The sequence below is a fragment of the Lentilitoribacter sp. Alg239-R112 genome, assembly GCF_900537175.1.
GTDB lineage: Bacteria > Pseudomonadota > Alphaproteobacteria > Rhizobiales > Rhizobiaceae > Lentilitoribacter.
This window is the reverse complement of the sequence record NZ_LS999833.1, coordinates 479,244-493,813: the sequence shown is the minus strand read 5'-3', so window position 1 is coordinate 493,813 and position 14,570 is coordinate 479,244. Positions and strand designations below refer to the sequence as shown.

Below are 14,570 nucleotides of genomic sequence, written 5' to 3'. Positions count from 1 at the left end.
AAAGTGTTTCATGAATAAGCTTGGACTTTATCTTTCGATGATTTAGGTATCAGTGTGAAATCTTTGAAAGCACTTTCATGAACGCACGCCTCACTCAGCTGATACCGGTCCTATTCGTTTGGATATGGAGTACCGGTTTTATCAATGCCAAATATGCGATACCAAACATTGAGCCGTTTTATTTTCTGACATTACGTTTTTTGTTCACCATTATCGCGTTCCTTTTTCTAATTTGGTTGATGAAGAAACGATGGCCTGTGCGTATTGATATTGCCTATCAAATGCTGATTGGCGCTTTAATACATGGCGCCTATTTGGGTGGCGTGTTCTTTGCTATTGATCATGGCGTGCCAGCAGGAATTTCCTCAATCTTTGTGGGGCTTCATCCTGCGCTAACAGCGTTTCTTGGTTGGGTTTTGTTAAAGCAGCGCCTAAGGCTTATTCAGATCATCGGTCTTGTTTTAGGATTTTTGGGTATCTCCCTAGTGATCTATTCACCCGGTGGCACAAGCGGCGGTAAACTCGCTATATTCGGTATAATTTCATGCATTATTGCACTTGTTGGGATCTCATACGGGGGAATATTGCAAAAGCAATTGGCGGAAAAAGTACCGTTAGTTTCTGGCACTCTTTGTCAATATGCAGGCGGCGTGATTGTTGTGCTGCCGTTGAGTTTAGCGCTTGAAACCCACGAGGTAAATGTCAACTTTGAGATGGTTGCGGCGTTGGTTTGGTCAGTTTTTGCACTTTCTATAGGTGCTGTGTTGCTCTTGATGTATATGATCCGCGAGGGCGAGGTATCCAAGGTTGCCAGCTATTTCTATTTGGTGCCGCCTGCTACTGTTTTGCAAGCCTATTTTCTATTTGATGAACAACTTGGTTTAACTGCACTATTTGGCTGTACCCTCGCTGTCATAGGCGTTTATTTGATCACCGCCAGAAAAAGACCCAAAAGACCTTGCTCACATGACACCCGATGATTGGGCGAGTGAGAAGCAGGCTTACGAAGCTTATATTGGAGCGTTGAACGAAGCAGGCGTTTTCATTGAGACAGATTGGCTACTGCCAGTTGATACAGCCACGACTGTATCATTAAAGGGCGGTACAAAAATAGTTCAGGATGGGCCGTTTGCGGAAATGAAGGAAACGCTCGGTGGGTATTTCGCAAGATTTGCATACGCCTTTGATGTTGCAAACTGTGCTGGGAGTAGAGGCCAAAGATATTGCCAGAATATTTGCGCTGTCGCCAACAACAATGGCTCAAAGGCTGGTTCGGGCAAAGCGAAAGATTCGTGATGTTAAAATCCCGTTTCAAGTTCCTGAAGGTGACTTGCTGCCCGAACGCTTCCTGCCGGTGCTAGAGGCAATTTATGGTGCTTATGCGTTGGATTGGATTGAACCAACGGATGACATGGGGCGAGAGGCGTTGTACTTGGCTGACCTTTTGGCAAAACGAATGCCTGATCACGCTGAAACTCTGGGCTTGGCGGCTCATATTGCTTTCACATATGCGCGAGCACCAGCACGGGTCATCGGCGGTGTGATGGTGCCAATACATGAACAGGATATGTTACTTTGGGACGCCGAATTACTAGCCTATGGGCATCGCAGACTTAACCAGGCGCAAAAGCTAAACCAACCGGACCGCTTCCAAATTGAGGCGGCAATTCAATCTGTACATTTAGCTCGCCAACAAACAGGAAAAACAAACTGGGATGCACTGAATAAGCTCCATTTTGCGCTATTAAAATTCGCTCCATCACCGGGTTCAATGATCGCTCATGCGGTGGTAAATGGCAAGCTGCATGGCGCAGAAGAGGGGCTTAGGCGTCTTAATGCTGTTGATGTAGATAAGAATTTTCAACCCTTTTGGGCAGAAATGGCAGTACAGGCGGGTCATATCGACCTTGCGCTCGATGCTTATGATAGGGCTATATTGCTCGCAACAGACAGCCCCTCACGTCATTTTCTTGAAAACAAGAGGCAAGATCTTGCCGATAAATTGCATTAACCTGAAATCAATGCCCCTGACTATTGTTACGTTAATTGCAGTATATAGGGTTCATCTATTTTCAATGTTTAATGTTTGATTTGTATCAAAGAGAAGGGAGCGGATCGTTGCTAAATTTTGGCCAACCATAACCAACCGGAGACCATGTGATGTTTCGCCTTGCAACAATTCTATACGCAATAATTGCTACGACGTTAGCAGGTACCTTTATCATAGCTGCCTTGACGACTGGCTACGATACTGTGATGCCGATACTTGCAGCCGCCGGATTGGGCGCTTTAGTGGCCATTCCGGTAAGTTTTCTGGTCGCTAGATCAATCATGCTCAACAAGCGGTAGCCTATCGACTAGGTCACCATACGGAGACCCAGTTTAGAGCTACGCTTCGTTATGTGAATTAGAACAGCTAAGTCGATAATATAATCCAATGAATACCGAGCTTTGAAACAAACATCAGCGGCATCAATTGGCGTTTAATAGCGCCAATTCATGCCGATATATGACAAAGTAGTTCCTTGCATAATGATAGATAATGGCTAATAATTCGACTTGAAGTAAATCTAATCCATCGTCACTCTGAATGGTAATGATATACTATTGGAGGTGACTTTGAATATAACTCTGGTTAGTCCGTTTCGCACGCTTATCAATCTAAATTCTGAAGCCGCTTATGCGCACTCCCAGGAGCTGCATAATGTTCTTGAGGAGGCATCGAAGCTCACAGCGGAATCAATTGATATTAGTTTTAAAACCAGAAAAAGTGCAGATGAGTTAGCACGCTTATCACTAGCTAGGTATGCCAATCTTGAAGATAATTTGCTGACATGGTTCTCTGAGCCCTTGATTAGGATCAGTCTATCAAAATCAATGGTGTTAATTGTTCAAGAATTGGTCAATCAGTCTTTGAATGTTGGAATGTTAAATATTATCAAAATTCAAAAAATCGAAGTTTTGATTTTTGATAACACCGTAGCTGTAGTGAGAGCTGATATCGAGTTTTCACTAGCATTAAGCCACGAGTTCATCAAAACATCAGCTGAATTCAATCAGTTTTTGTCAGATCACACCACCCATATTATAGAACATGTCCAGCTTTTAATCGTGTCGCCATTGTTAAAAAATTTAATGAAAGCAGCGCGATCAAAGAAGACGTGGCCACATAAATTTTCTATATTGCGGGCCGCAAGCGAATACGTCATCTTTGATGATCTTGCTGAACAACAATACCCAGATATAGGCAATGCAAAAGAAACAATGCTGTGGGTTCATAGAGTAATTGATACATCAACCATCGAAAAAGGTTTCGAGCAAGAGTTTCTAACGCTATCGAAAGGAATATCTATCGAGAATGGTCAGGCCTTTCGCACTGTTTGGGGTGGGAGCTTTATTGATGACACGACAAGTAAATTTGATTTTGTCGAGACACTTCTAGTCATAGAATACCTTTATTCCTTGCTCGATATGTATAGTCGTTCGCAACGGCGCTTAATGCGCAATATCTCTCATTCGAGTGCTGTGGCCTGCTTAAATGCGGTCTCGACAAAGTTTGACAGGCTTGAGAATGCTATATCTGAGCTAATTAATGAATCTTCCGATTATTACAACAGTTTGCTTGATTCGAGCGAAACTATTTTTGATGGGATATGGAATTCATTTCGAGCACCAAAATTGATACAGAATATTGAGGCTCGCTCTGCTATGCTAAAGGCAAGAATTGAACGAATTTCACAAATAAAACACCGAAGACAGGTCGTATTTATCAACTTCGTTCTTATAGCATTTGGTGGTTTGCAGCTTGTCAGCTTAGCCCTGAATCTATTTTGGTATGCAGAAGTAAGTCCTGTAGACAATTTTCATGGTATCCTAGATTTGGTGCAAAACGTATCGCCGGATTTAACCTTGAGCATCGGTTTTTCTCTAATTATTATTGCGGCATGCATTTGGGCATATCTTGTAAGGCGAGAGAAATGATATTTTGCAGCCTCGTTCGTAAACGACGATATTTGTGTGTATTTTGTCAGATATTTGCCTGATTATAGCAAACAAAAATCACTTCAATGAAGATCAAACATTGACATGGCTCGCATATCTGCATAGAAGCCATGCATGCACTGAAATTTAGGTTTCGGTGCTGTTTTACGTGTCCCGTGAATTCTCTCCGAGCGCAAGTAGAGATAGAGTTCTGTCAGATCTCAATAGAGGTCAGAGGAGGGCGCGTTTCCTAACTCATTCCTAATGGTGGGACTGAGTGATTTGTTCGAACAAGTTTAGGAAAAGTGGGAACCGTTTTTCCACCCGAAACTTGATCAATTAGAAAAGGGAAATGCGATGAGCAAGCGCCAAGCATCCAAATATAAACTAGATCGCCGTATGGGCGAAAATATCTGGGGACGTCCTAAGTCACCAGTTAACCGTCGTGAATATGGCCCAGGTCAACACGGTCAGCGCCGCAAGCAAAAATTGTCTGATTTCGGTGTTCAGCTTCGTGCAAAGCAGAAGCTTAAAGGCTATTACGGCGAAATCCGCGAAAAACAATTCCGCGCAACTTATGATGAAGCTGTTCGTCGCAAGGGCGATACGCCAGATAACCTAATCGGTCTTTTGGAATCTCGTTTAGACGCAGTTGTTTACCGCGCTAAATTTGTTGCAACAATCTTTGCTGCACGTCAGTTCGTAAACCACGGCCACGTTACTGTGAATGGTGTTAAAACAAACATCCCTTCATACCGCTGTAAGCCTGGTGACGTTATTGAAGTTCGCGAAAAGTCAAAGCAACTCGCTTTTGTTCTTGAAGCAAAAGATTTGGCTGAACGCGATGTTCCTGAATATGTTGAAGTAGACCACAATAAAATGGTTGCAACATATGTTCGTGTTCCTCAGCTTTCTGATGTTCCATACCCAGTTATGATGGAACCAAATCTAGTGGTCGAGTTTTACTCACGCTAAGATTTCAGATGTTCTGATTTTAAAAACCCCTTGCTTAACGGCGAGGGGTTTTTTGTTTGGAATGTTATCTTATGACTTCAAATTAGCTAGCATCTCAGCTTCAAGCGCACGCAATTCATTGGCATGATCTTCAACTTCGTGATTTGCATTCGCAGATCCAGGATGTACCATGATGAGGCAATCATCGCGTCTATTTTCAAAAATATCTTTATATGTTTTGGTGAAAGCGGTGGCTGATTTATATGGAATGAAACCGGAGAAATCAGAGTTGGTTTTGATATGGTTTTTTTGAAGGTCGCTACGAAGACCTTCGCCCCACCACATAATCAAGAGCGTTTTCATTCCACCCCGTCTGCATTCACTTATCGCATGTGCCAGTTTGCCTGCTGCCGGACTGCGCACCCAAAATTCGTCGTTTTCAGCTGTGAGTTCCTTGGCGATTTTCAAAAGTGCTGACCTGTTTTGCGAGATAGCATGGCAATGCTGATGGCCGTCGATAAAGTCGGGCAAAAAGCCAAATGCTTCTTTAAACCTAATGAGCTGTTGATTAAAACTGTCTGCGGTAGATGCAGCAGCAATGCGCCCAAACATCAGATCGAGCCAAAGTGAGATAATACTACCAAACCGGCGTATGCCTTCCATCTCTTCTGTGAGGTTTAGATGAAGACCAATTTGGATATTATTTGATAATCGTATGGCTTTGAGTTCTTCAACACCTTTAGTGTCAAGCCTATCGCTGACCATCACAGAAGTACCATTGATTTTTCCGTTGCGAAGTAGGTCAATAATTACTTTATCATGAGCCGGATCGAGGCCAAAATCATCTGCTATAATCATTTGGTTGATTTGGGTTTAGCTTTCGCCCGAGAGCGAGTAGATCGAGAAGGCTTTCGGGTGACGATCTCAATTTCTTCACGAATGATATATGCAGGGCGTCCCTTGGCTTCATGCAATGCTCGTCCCACATATTCACCTAATATGCCAAGGCATAGGAGTTGAAGACCACCGAACAACGAAATCAGAGTGAGAATAGACGCTATCCCCGGCGGAACCCCCGGGAAGAAAAGCGCCTCAACGACAATATAAAGCCCATAGAGAATGCTTATCGCACTAATCGCGAGTCCACCAAGCATCATCAGGCGCAGAGGTGCGGTGGTAAAACTGGTGAGCCCGTCAAGTGCTAAAAGAATGAGTTTGATCGCTGAAAAGTTTGATGTTCCGGCAGTGCGTTCACCGGGGGCAAAGGGCAGGCCGACTTGTTCGAACCCAACCCAGCTATAGAGCCCCTTCATGAAGCGCTGGTTCTCAGCTAGGTTTTTCAGCGCATCCAAAAATTTTGCATTGATAAGGCGATAATCACCAGCATCTGGAATGATCTCAACATTGGTACCAAAATTCATAAGGCGATAGAACATTTTAGAGACTGAAGACTTAACAAGCCCTTCGCGAGAACGACGGTCAGATTTATAATAATAAACGCTGTCTGCATCACTTGTCTGCCAAGTTTCAATCAGTTTTTCCATCAGCTCCGGTGGGTGCTCAAGGTCAGCATCAATCATGATGGCAGCATCACAATTCTCAACCTTGTGCATGGCAGCCGTGAGTGCAGCCTCCTTGCCAAAATTTCGTGACATCACGAAAAGGCGAGATGAGAATGGCCCGAAATCTAACTTGCGGATGACATCGGCAGAGCCATCGCGACTACCATCATCGATGAAAACGAACTCTATTTTTGCACTCCATCGCGTTTGAATTCGAACCGCTGTTGCTAGAAGCTCCCGGATAAAAGCCTCAATACCTTGCGCTTCGTTATAGACGGGAATGATGATGGAAATATTCAATTGTTCTGCTCATGATTAAACTCTTTGTACATAAGTATACCGCCGCGAACCAATTCGCAATTGTCATTTTCCATGATCAAGGATAGAACGCGAGGATCAACTACACTCAACGATAAGCGCATATTTTCATGGATATTACACCTGACATTGCAAATGATGATGACCTTGAGACACAAAATGTAAGTTCAACGGAAGAGCGATCATCTGATTTGTCGTTATTTGCAGATGCACCGCAAGGTCTTAGCTTTAAGAAACTTCGCAAACGGCTTGTACGAAACACGCGCCAGGCGCTGGAAGAGTTCTCAATGTTGCCAAGCGCAGAAGAGCAGGCCGCAGGAAAGCGCCCTCGTTGGCTTGTTGGCTTGTCTGGCGGTAAGGATTCATACGGACTACTGGCGATATTGATGGAACTGCAATGGCGCGGACTGCTGCCTGTTGATCTGATTGCTTGCAATCTCGATCAAGGGCAACCGAATTTCCCGAAGCACATATTACCTGAGTTTCTCAACAAGCATGGCATTAAACACCGGATTGAGTATCAGGATACTTATTCGGTCGTAACTGATAAGATTTCAGCAAATTCGACCTATTGTGCACTATGTTCACGCCTTCGTCGCGGACATTTATATCGTGTAGCGCGGGAAGAGGGCTGTGACGCGTTGATCCTGGGGCATCATCGCGAAGACTTGATCGAGACGTTTTTTCTCAATTTCTTCCATGGTGCGCGCATGGCATCAATGTCACCAAAGCTCATCAATGATGAAGGCGATGTGATGGTCATGCGCCCATTGGTTTATTGCGCAGAAGATGATCTTGAAAAGTTTGCACAAGCACTCAAATTTCCGATTATTCCGTGTGACCTTTGCGGTTCACAAGACGGATTGCAACGCAATGTCATGAAACAGATGATCAACGACATCGAAACGAAAATGCCCGGCAGGAAAGATCGTATGATCAAAGCCTTAGGTAACATACGCCCGTCACATATGCTTGATACATCTCTTTTTGATTTTGGAAATATTGGCATTGAAACCGCCGACAATAATGAGAAAGACGAAAAGTCATGACAATAAGTGATAACGAATTTGATTGGTTGATTGGGCTGCTGACGCAAGCGGGTAATCAGGAGATTATGCCGCATTTTAGGCGCCTTGAGTGTGGTGAAATTACTGCCAAATCTAATGCTGCGGATCTTGTAACAATTGCAGATGTTGCAGCGGAGAAGTTTATCACACGCGAGTTAAATGCCAGATTCCCACATGCAGCCATCATTGGCGAGGAGGCCGTGAGCGAAGATGCCAACGTGTTGGAAAAGCATGATTGGGAAGGATTAACATTTTCGGTTGATCCGATTGACGGCACATTCAATTTTGCATCAGGCGCACCAATTTTTGGCACCATGCTGGCCATTGTTAAAGATGGTGAGACTATTGGCGGTATTATTCATGATCCAGTGATGAAGGATACAATTTATGCTCGCCGAGGCGAGGGTGGATTTTACAAACAAGCTGATGGCAAGGAAGTGAAGCTTAAAGTTTCTGAACCAGTATCGTTTGGTCAGATGACGGGTTCGGTTTCATGGACGGGTTTTGAGGAAAGGCTCCAGGCTAAGATTGTTGCAAACCAAACACGTAATCTAAATTTCTTTGGTTACCGCTGTGCTGCACATGACTATCGCATCTTGGCAACTGGCATGGCGCACTACTTGCTCTATAGTCGTATGATGCCGTGGGATCACTTGGCGGGTACCCTCATCCATACCGAGGCAGGCGGGTATTCCGCTCGTTTAGATACAAGTAAATACACACCGTTTACTACAGATGGCGGGCTTCTTCTCACTTCCAACAAAGATATGTGGGAAGAGATCAGACATGAGCTTTGGAAAGACTAGCAAAGATTAGATTTAGCGCGGAGCCTAACGTAGTGTTAGGCTTCCACGTTCTCCCCAAAATGCAGCAATAATGGCAATAATTGCCAGTATGAGATATCCAGTCGCCATGGGAACAACAGTTCCATCATAAAGTTGACCAATGATACCACCAATCAGCGCGCCACCACTGACAGATACCGTATTAATAACCGATGATGCTGTTCCAGCAATATGTCCCATTGGTTCAAGCGCAATTGCGGATGTATTGGTTGCAACAAAGCCAAAAAGAAACATTGTCGACATCGTTATGAGAAGCATGACCTCGAATGGGATACTATCGAGATAGGCAAGTACAACAAAAATGATGGCCATAATGAAAAAGGCGATCAACGCCAGGTGCACGATTTTGCGCAACACGACAGTTTTGACCAATTTTCCGTTTACAATACTACTAACGGTAAGCGCACCTGCCGCAGCCATGAAAGCGTACACAAAGTTGCCACCTAATCCATAAAGTTCGCCAAACACTTGCGGCGCCATAACAACATAGGTGAAAAGCGCACCTGTAAAGGCCACGCTCACAAGCGTATATCCAGTTGATCTGCGATAGGTAAGGCTCTCTAGAAAAGCTTGTGAAACCCGCTTTGCAGATAGGGGTCTTATGTTTTCCGGATCTTGTGTTTCCTTCAGGTGAAGCGCACCGATTGTTGCTGTAATTGCACCACCGATGCCGAGGAATAGAAATATCCAATGCCAATTTGATAAGTATATGATGAATTGCCCGATCACAGGTGCAGCAAGAGGTGCAACCATAAAGACGGCCATAACAAGGCTCATGATACGAGCCATATCACTACTTACAAAACAGTCCCGCACCACAGCTTGAGACGCGGTTCTTGCTGCGCCGGCAGCAACTCCCGCCAGCGCGCGCGCTAGCAACAATGTCTCGAAGTTTGGTGAAAAGAGTGCTGCGACCGAGATGAGTGCGAAAGAAAATAATGATCCAACCAGAATTTTACGGCGCCCAAAGGCATCCGTTAATGGACCAAAAAACAATTGTGACACGCCAAACGAAAAGATAAAGGCGATAATAACCAGTTGTGTATCATTAGCATCACTTAGACGGTATTCGCTTCCAATGTCCGCGAGGGCAGGCAGCATCATATCGACCGAAAACGCGACTATAGATGTAACCGCGGCCATAAAAACAATAAAATTGCGCTCTCTAAAACCAGCGCGCGCAGCACCAGTGAGTTCGGTTGGATATGTATCTTTATCTTGACGACTAGCGGTTCGAATTTCAGTCATTTTTTGCTTTCATATTTCGTGATTCCAAAACAAAAAGAGGCACTTGCGAGCCTCTTTGGAATCAAAAACAAAACTATATGATTCAGATTATGAAGCTGGCAACTGTCTAAGAACCAGCTATGCGGCGAAGTTTAATTCGCCGCAATATTCACTTCAAGGCCATTATCGGCCATATGTTGTTGAAGCTCTTCGCTTTGGAACATTTCTCGCACGATATCGCATCCACCAAGAAACTCACCTTTAATATAAAGCTGAGGAATAGTTGGCCAGTTTGAATATGTTTTAATACCTTCGCGAAGATCATCATCTGCGAGCACGTTGATGCCCTTATATGGAACACCAAGATAGTTCATGATCTGAACAACTTGCCCTGAAAAACCGCATTGAGGAAAATCAGGTGTACCCTTCATGAACACGACAACATCGTTACTTTTAACTTCGTTGTCGATAAAATCTGTAATAGCTGACATTCTGGAATTCCTTTTAAGGCTGTATTTGAAAACTATATGATAGCAATACGTAATCTTTTCAAGCACCAATTTTGATTGAGCAAACAAATATTGAATATCTGTAATGTCCAGGCATTACATCCGTTACTTATTCGATCAAATCTATAAAAAATCACTGGTATTTTTTTTCATTGCCAGAATCGAAATCCTCTGGCAAACTTCAAAGCAAGATTAACGTATTGAAAGGAGGTGGTCCAATGTCGAGCATTTTAACTGGTCAGGTTGGGTCTTTGTTTAGTGGTATGTTTATGGAGCAATCTTCATAGATAAATCATAAAACCGGATTCTCTACAGCTTTTAAGCTATGACGTTTGAGACCCTTCCGGATTTTTAAATGCGAGGCCGCTCCCAAGGGAGTGGCCTTTTCATTTTGCGTTAACATCTATGCGTTTGAGCTATCTAAGTGTTTTGGGGCCTTCACCTGCAAGCTTTGTTAACAGCCAACCTAAGATAAAGCCGACGATCGCACCTTCGGCAACGAACCAGAAAGGTGACAGTCCTGCGCTCATTCCAATATTTGCCAGTTTAGACATGATGGAGTTCAACTCATCAAAGGCAAGCATTGTCAAAATAAGGTTCATCCACGCGCCTATTCCTGTAGCACGCACCCACCAAGGAAGCGGCAGGCCAAGAATTGGGTGCTCTGTATAGACACCGAAAACACCAATGATCGCGCCGAGTGTTGTGTACCAGAATAATATACCCCAGCGAAACATCATACTTGTTTCTGGTGAGACCAGTGGCAAAATCAGGAAAACTGCTAGGCCAATTGCAAGACCAAATAACTTTCCCAAGCCAATTCGAAGAGTAAGTGATGGTTTTGTCAAAGTTGCTTGAGGCATCATAACCTCCTATCATTTTCATCGATATGGAGATTTTAGCCCAAAACAACTATGTCTGCTTGATTTCGATCAAATGTTCCATAAAACATAAAAATAGACAACAATATCAATAGAATAGGTCGAGGGATTTAGTCCGGCACACTTGTTTGTAAGGCCAGCGCATGCAGAGCTCCGCCCATATTACCCTGTAAGGCATCATATATCATTTTGTGTTGAGCAACACGTGTTTTGCCACGAAAACTTTCCGATACCACTTCGGCGGCGTAGTGATCGCCATCGCCAGCAAGGTCTCGGATAACAACAGTTGCATCAGGAAGTGCGTCTTTGATCATTTTTTCAATTTCGGCAGCATCCATGGCCATATTTTCAGTCTCCGTTGCAACGAATCTATATTCTCTTTTAAGATAAGCATCCAAAGGCTTGATCGCAATGGCGTGGTGAAAATTCTTATCCGGTCGCTCTTCTTCGTGCCTTGATGATCCCGATGGTTGATAAAAGGCTGCAAATCAGAAAGTAGATCGCAATAAGCGGCAGTTGCCTGTCGAGCGTAATGCCCTGGTCGATTAAAACCCCGGTCAACCATGGTCCGATTGCGGAAGCAAAGACCATGATCGATGCAGCAAAAGATTTAATCGAGCCAAGATGCTCTGTTCCATAAAACTCTGCCCAAAATGTAGACGATACCGTGGAAGAAAACCCCGCCATGAGAGCAAAAAACACGAAAGCGATGGCGGCTACAAATAAAGTATCTGCGTATGAGAATATGAAAAAACTCGCCGCAAACGGCAGGGTTAGGAGTGGCACCAGAAAGTCAGATTTAAATCGATCAATAATAAAGCCGGACATGACGAGACTGAAGAGGGAAACGCTTGCATAGATCGGGAAAAGTGCAACAAAGTTGATCAGTTCCCAGCCTTTTACTTCAGTAAAGTGAACCTGATGGAAAAAGAATGCGGTGGCAAACGCGGGAATGGCCAGCCATGTTGGCAAGACCAACCAGAAAAGTGGATGTTTGATGGCATCCATTCTCGTCCATTGTTTACCCAACATCCCGACACTGGTGTTTTCCTGCACTTCGGATTTGGGTGTTCGCTCGGTTTTAAGCAATTGGAAAATAACCGGGATGAACAAGAGGGCAAGCGCTGCAATGACGAGCCACGTATCACGCCACCCTAACAGGCTGGATATGGTGACAAAAAGCAGAGGCAAAGTTGCTTCGCCGATTACAAATCCCATAGACGAGACGGCAAGCGCCCGTCCGCGTGTGGCTTGAAACCATCGCGACATGGCTACCTTTGGAACATGGGCAAGCATGCCTTGCCCAAGAAACCGCAAGAGAAAGATAATCCCCACAAGGCCAATGAGATATATATTAACTGACATCAAAACAGCGGTCACGGCAATGGCAACCAGTAGGACAGTGCCAAGGGTGCGCGCCCGGAAATTATCCATCAACGAGCCAGCAAAAACCATTGCCAAAGCGGAACACAGTGTCCCTACCATATAAACAGTGCCCCAGCCACCGTGGGAGAGGTCAAACTCTGCTCTGATTTCACCTGCAAAAATGGAGATAAAATAAGTCTGTCCAAATGATGATGAATAAGTAAGCAGGGCACCTGCAAACAACCATCGGAAGTTTTGTTTGTAAAATTTAAAACTGTTCAAAGGATTGAGTCTCACATCTGTAGTGAGCGGTTACTACCATGGAAAGCAATCTACAGATATTACTATTTATACCCATCATTTATGTTGTTTATTTAGGTTGCCTGTTTCGTATTGGGGAGGATTTTACGATTGACGTGTTCGTTGCGGCTCTTTCATGGAATGGGTCCATAATAATATCCAGTTCCTGAATGTTTTTGGCACTTATTCTAACAACAAAACAATCTTCACCTGTAACCTTGTCGCAAGATGTAAAGCGACTTTCTTCAATGATCATTTTCTCAACGATGTGAAGTTGTCCCGGAAGGGGGCGGATACGCACAAGCGCCTCGATGCTAAACCCCAATTTGCTGTAATCTAAATCAACCGTAAAACCCTTTATAATGCCGCTGTCTTCCATGTGTCTTACACGTTCAGCAACGCTTGGTGCGCTCATGCCCACAAGTTTTGCAAGGCTGCTCATAGCGATGCGACTATTTAAGACCAGATGGTCAAGAATTTTTCTATCAGTCATGTCCATGAATATAAACTCCTTCGCGATTTTATTTACAAATTATAAGGAGAATTATAAAAATCTCCATATATAGTATGTTAAATTCGTAATTCCAATGAGTTATCTTGTGTTTAAATTTATTGGAGAAATGATATGGATGTTTTAAGAATTGCGTCATTTAGTGATGGTGAAAATGGGGGGAATCCTGCGGGAGTAGCCTTCTATGACGAGTTGCCATCTGCTGAAACAATGCAGAAACTCGCCTTCGATGTGGGGTTTTCAGAAACAGCGTTTGCGTCCCCCATGGAGGGCAAAAATAATTGGCGCGTAAGGTATTTCTCACCTGAATCAGAAGTTCCGTTTTGCGGTCATGCAACAATCGCCCTTGGTGCAGCTTTGGCCCGCCGTGAAGGGGATGGTGATTATGCTTTAAAACTCAACAATGCAGCGATCAGTGTGGAAGGAAATACGTCTGGAAACGGATTTTCCGCAGCTCTTCAATCGCCGCCGACTAAAAGCATGCCGTTAAACGATGTTGAGTTGAATTTGCTTCTTTCACTGTTTGGTTTGGAGCGAGATCAACTCGATATGTCGATCCCTCCGGCAGAAATTCATGGCGGGGCTGATCATTATGTTCTAGCATTGAAATCTCGCGATGATTTATCTGCGATGAATTATGATCTGGAAGAGGGGCGCACATTTATGAACAGGCGCGGTCTCATCACGGTGATGCTGGTTTATAAAGAACATGACCGCAAATTTCATACACGAAATGCTTTCGCATCCGGTGGCGTGTTCGAAGACCCCGCTACAGGCGCCGCGAGCGCTGCCTTTGCAGGCTATCTACGCGACATCAAATGGCCCCACGAGAATAATTTTCAAATTATACAAGGCGAAGATATGGGTATGAGATCAATCATAGACGTTGATCTAACCAGTGAAAAAGGTGCCTCTATCCGTGTGTCTGGTGCTGCGCGATTGATGGAGTAGGGGCTGTGCAATTGATGTAAAAAGGAAGGTTTTTGCAACGATTTTTTATGCCCTGCCATTTCAATGGGCCGGGCATCGAAAAAAGAGAGGTGAATTCCG

General features: G+C 44.2%; 17 protein-coding genes. 9 read left to right on the top strand and 8 right to left on the bottom strand.

Annotated elements, in window-relative coordinates; all coding sequences use genetic code 11:
• Positions 1 to 77: 77 nt before the first annotated feature.
• The 6 genes from G3W54_RS02920 (at position 78) to rpsD (ending at position 4,956) form a co-directional block, all read left to right on the top strand.
• Positions 78 to 980: a DMT family transporter gene (locus G3W54_RS02920; RefSeq protein ID WP_162651647.1), complete on the top strand. Its 903-nt coding sequence runs from the start codon at positions 78 to 80 to the stop codon at positions 978 to 980.
• Positions 967 to 1,296 (top strand): hypothetical protein, encoded by a 330-nt coding sequence (locus G3W54_RS02915; RefSeq protein ID WP_162651646.1) that lies wholly within the window; start codon positions 967 to 969, stop codon positions 1,294 to 1,296. The genes G3W54_RS02920 and G3W54_RS02915 overlap by 14 nt, the downstream gene beginning before the upstream one ends.
• On the top strand, positions 1,256 to 2,011 hold the full coding sequence (locus G3W54_RS02910) for a DUF6596 domain-containing protein (RefSeq protein ID WP_162651645.1): 756 nt from the start codon (positions 1,256 to 1,258) through the stop codon (positions 2,009 to 2,011). Before G3W54_RS02915 ends, G3W54_RS02910 begins: the two co-directional genes overlap by 41 nt.
• Before the next feature lie 149 nt (positions 2,012 to 2,160).
• Positions 2,161 to 2,349 carry a CTP synthetase gene (locus G3W54_RS02905; RefSeq protein WP_162651644.1) on the top strand — a complete coding sequence of 63 codons (189 nt, stop codon included), beginning with the start codon at positions 2,161 to 2,163 and terminating at the stop codon, positions 2,347 to 2,349.
• Positions 2,350 to 2,619: 270 nt separating this feature from the next.
• The gene (locus G3W54_RS02900) at positions 2,620 to 3,981 is read left to right on the top strand and encodes a hypothetical protein (protein ID WP_162651643.1); all 1,362 of its coding nucleotides are present in this window, start codon (positions 2,620 to 2,622) and stop codon (positions 3,979 to 3,981) included.
• Between the two features lie 357 nt (positions 3,982 to 4,338).
• Positions 4,339 to 4,956, top strand: coding sequence for a 30S ribosomal protein S4 (gene rpsD / locus G3W54_RS02895; protein ID WP_162651642.1), 618 nt, complete (start codon positions 4,339 to 4,341; stop codon positions 4,954 to 4,956).
• 69 nt (positions 4,957 to 5,025) lie between these two features.
• Here rpsD and G3W54_RS02890 read toward each other — a convergent pair whose 3' ends face one another.
• Both G3W54_RS02890 and G3W54_RS02885 read right to left on the bottom strand, forming a co-directional pair.
• Positions 5,026 to 5,793, bottom strand: coding sequence for a ChbG/HpnK family deacetylase (locus G3W54_RS02890; RefSeq protein WP_162651641.1), 768 nt, complete (start codon positions 5,791 to 5,793; stop codon positions 5,026 to 5,028).
• Positions 5,790 to 6,797 carry a glycosyltransferase family 2 protein gene (locus tag G3W54_RS02885; RefSeq protein WP_162651640.1) on the bottom strand — a complete coding sequence of 336 codons (1,008 nt, stop codon included), beginning with the start codon at positions 6,795 to 6,797 and terminating at the stop codon, positions 5,790 to 5,792. Before G3W54_RS02885 ends, G3W54_RS02890 begins: the two co-directional genes overlap by 4 nt.
• A 128-nt stretch (positions 6,798 to 6,925) precedes the next feature.
• Between G3W54_RS02885 and ttcA the strand changes: the two genes are divergently transcribed.
• Together ttcA and G3W54_RS02875 are read left to right on the top strand one after the other, a co-directional pair.
• Positions 6,926 to 7,864, top strand: a complete 939-nt coding sequence (ttcA, locus tag G3W54_RS02880) for a tRNA 2-thiocytidine(32) synthetase TtcA (protein ID WP_162651639.1) — start codon at positions 6,926 to 6,928, stop codon at positions 7,862 to 7,864.
• Complete coding sequence (locus G3W54_RS02875) at positions 7,861 to 8,688, top strand: inositol monophosphatase (RefSeq protein ID WP_162651638.1); 828 nt, start codon at positions 7,861 to 7,863, stop codon at positions 8,686 to 8,688. Before ttcA ends, G3W54_RS02875 begins: the two co-directional genes overlap by 4 nt.
• Positions 8,689 to 8,712: 24 nt before the next feature.
• Here the strand turns inward: G3W54_RS02875 and G3W54_RS02870 are convergent, their stop codons facing one another.
• The 6 genes from G3W54_RS02870 to G3W54_RS02845 form a co-directional block, all read right to left on the bottom strand.
• Positions 8,713 to 9,975 (bottom strand): Bcr/CflA family efflux MFS transporter, encoded by a 1,263-nt coding sequence (locus G3W54_RS02870; protein ID WP_162651637.1) that lies wholly within the window; start codon positions 9,973 to 9,975, stop codon positions 8,713 to 8,715.
• Positions 9,976 to 10,106: 131 nt separating this feature from the next.
• Entirely contained in the window at positions 10,107 to 10,445 is a 339-nt protein-coding gene (gene grxD / locus G3W54_RS02865) for a Grx4 family monothiol glutaredoxin (protein WP_162651636.1), read from the bottom strand.
• Between the two features lie 434 nt (positions 10,446 to 10,879).
• Positions 10,880 to 11,326, bottom strand: coding sequence for a hypothetical protein (locus tag G3W54_RS02860; RefSeq protein WP_162651635.1), 447 nt, complete (start codon positions 11,324 to 11,326; stop codon positions 10,880 to 10,882).
• A gap of 128 nt (positions 11,327 to 11,454) precedes the next feature.
• Positions 11,455 to 11,688, bottom strand: a complete 234-nt coding sequence (locus G3W54_RS02855; RefSeq protein ID WP_162651634.1) for a BolA family transcriptional regulator — start codon at positions 11,686 to 11,688, stop codon at positions 11,455 to 11,457.
• An 85-nt stretch (positions 11,689 to 11,773) separates the two neighbouring features.
• A complete protein-coding gene (locus G3W54_RS02850) occupies positions 11,774 to 12,991 on the bottom strand; it encodes an MFS transporter (RefSeq protein ID WP_162651633.1) in 1,218 nt (405 codons plus the stop codon).
• A gap of 88 nt (positions 12,992 to 13,079) precedes the next feature.
• A complete protein-coding gene (locus G3W54_RS02845) occupies positions 13,080 to 13,502 on the bottom strand; it encodes an Lrp/AsnC family transcriptional regulator (protein ID WP_343162555.1) in 423 nt (140 codons plus the stop codon).
• Between the two features lie 132 nt (positions 13,503 to 13,634).
• Here G3W54_RS02845 and G3W54_RS02840 point away from each other — a divergent pair, with 132 nt between their 5' ends.
• Positions 13,635 to 14,471 (top strand): PhzF family phenazine biosynthesis protein, encoded by an 837-nt coding sequence (locus G3W54_RS02840; protein ID WP_162651631.1) that lies wholly within the window; start codon positions 13,635 to 13,637, stop codon positions 14,469 to 14,471.
• Positions 14,472 to 14,570 lie beyond the last annotated feature (99 nt).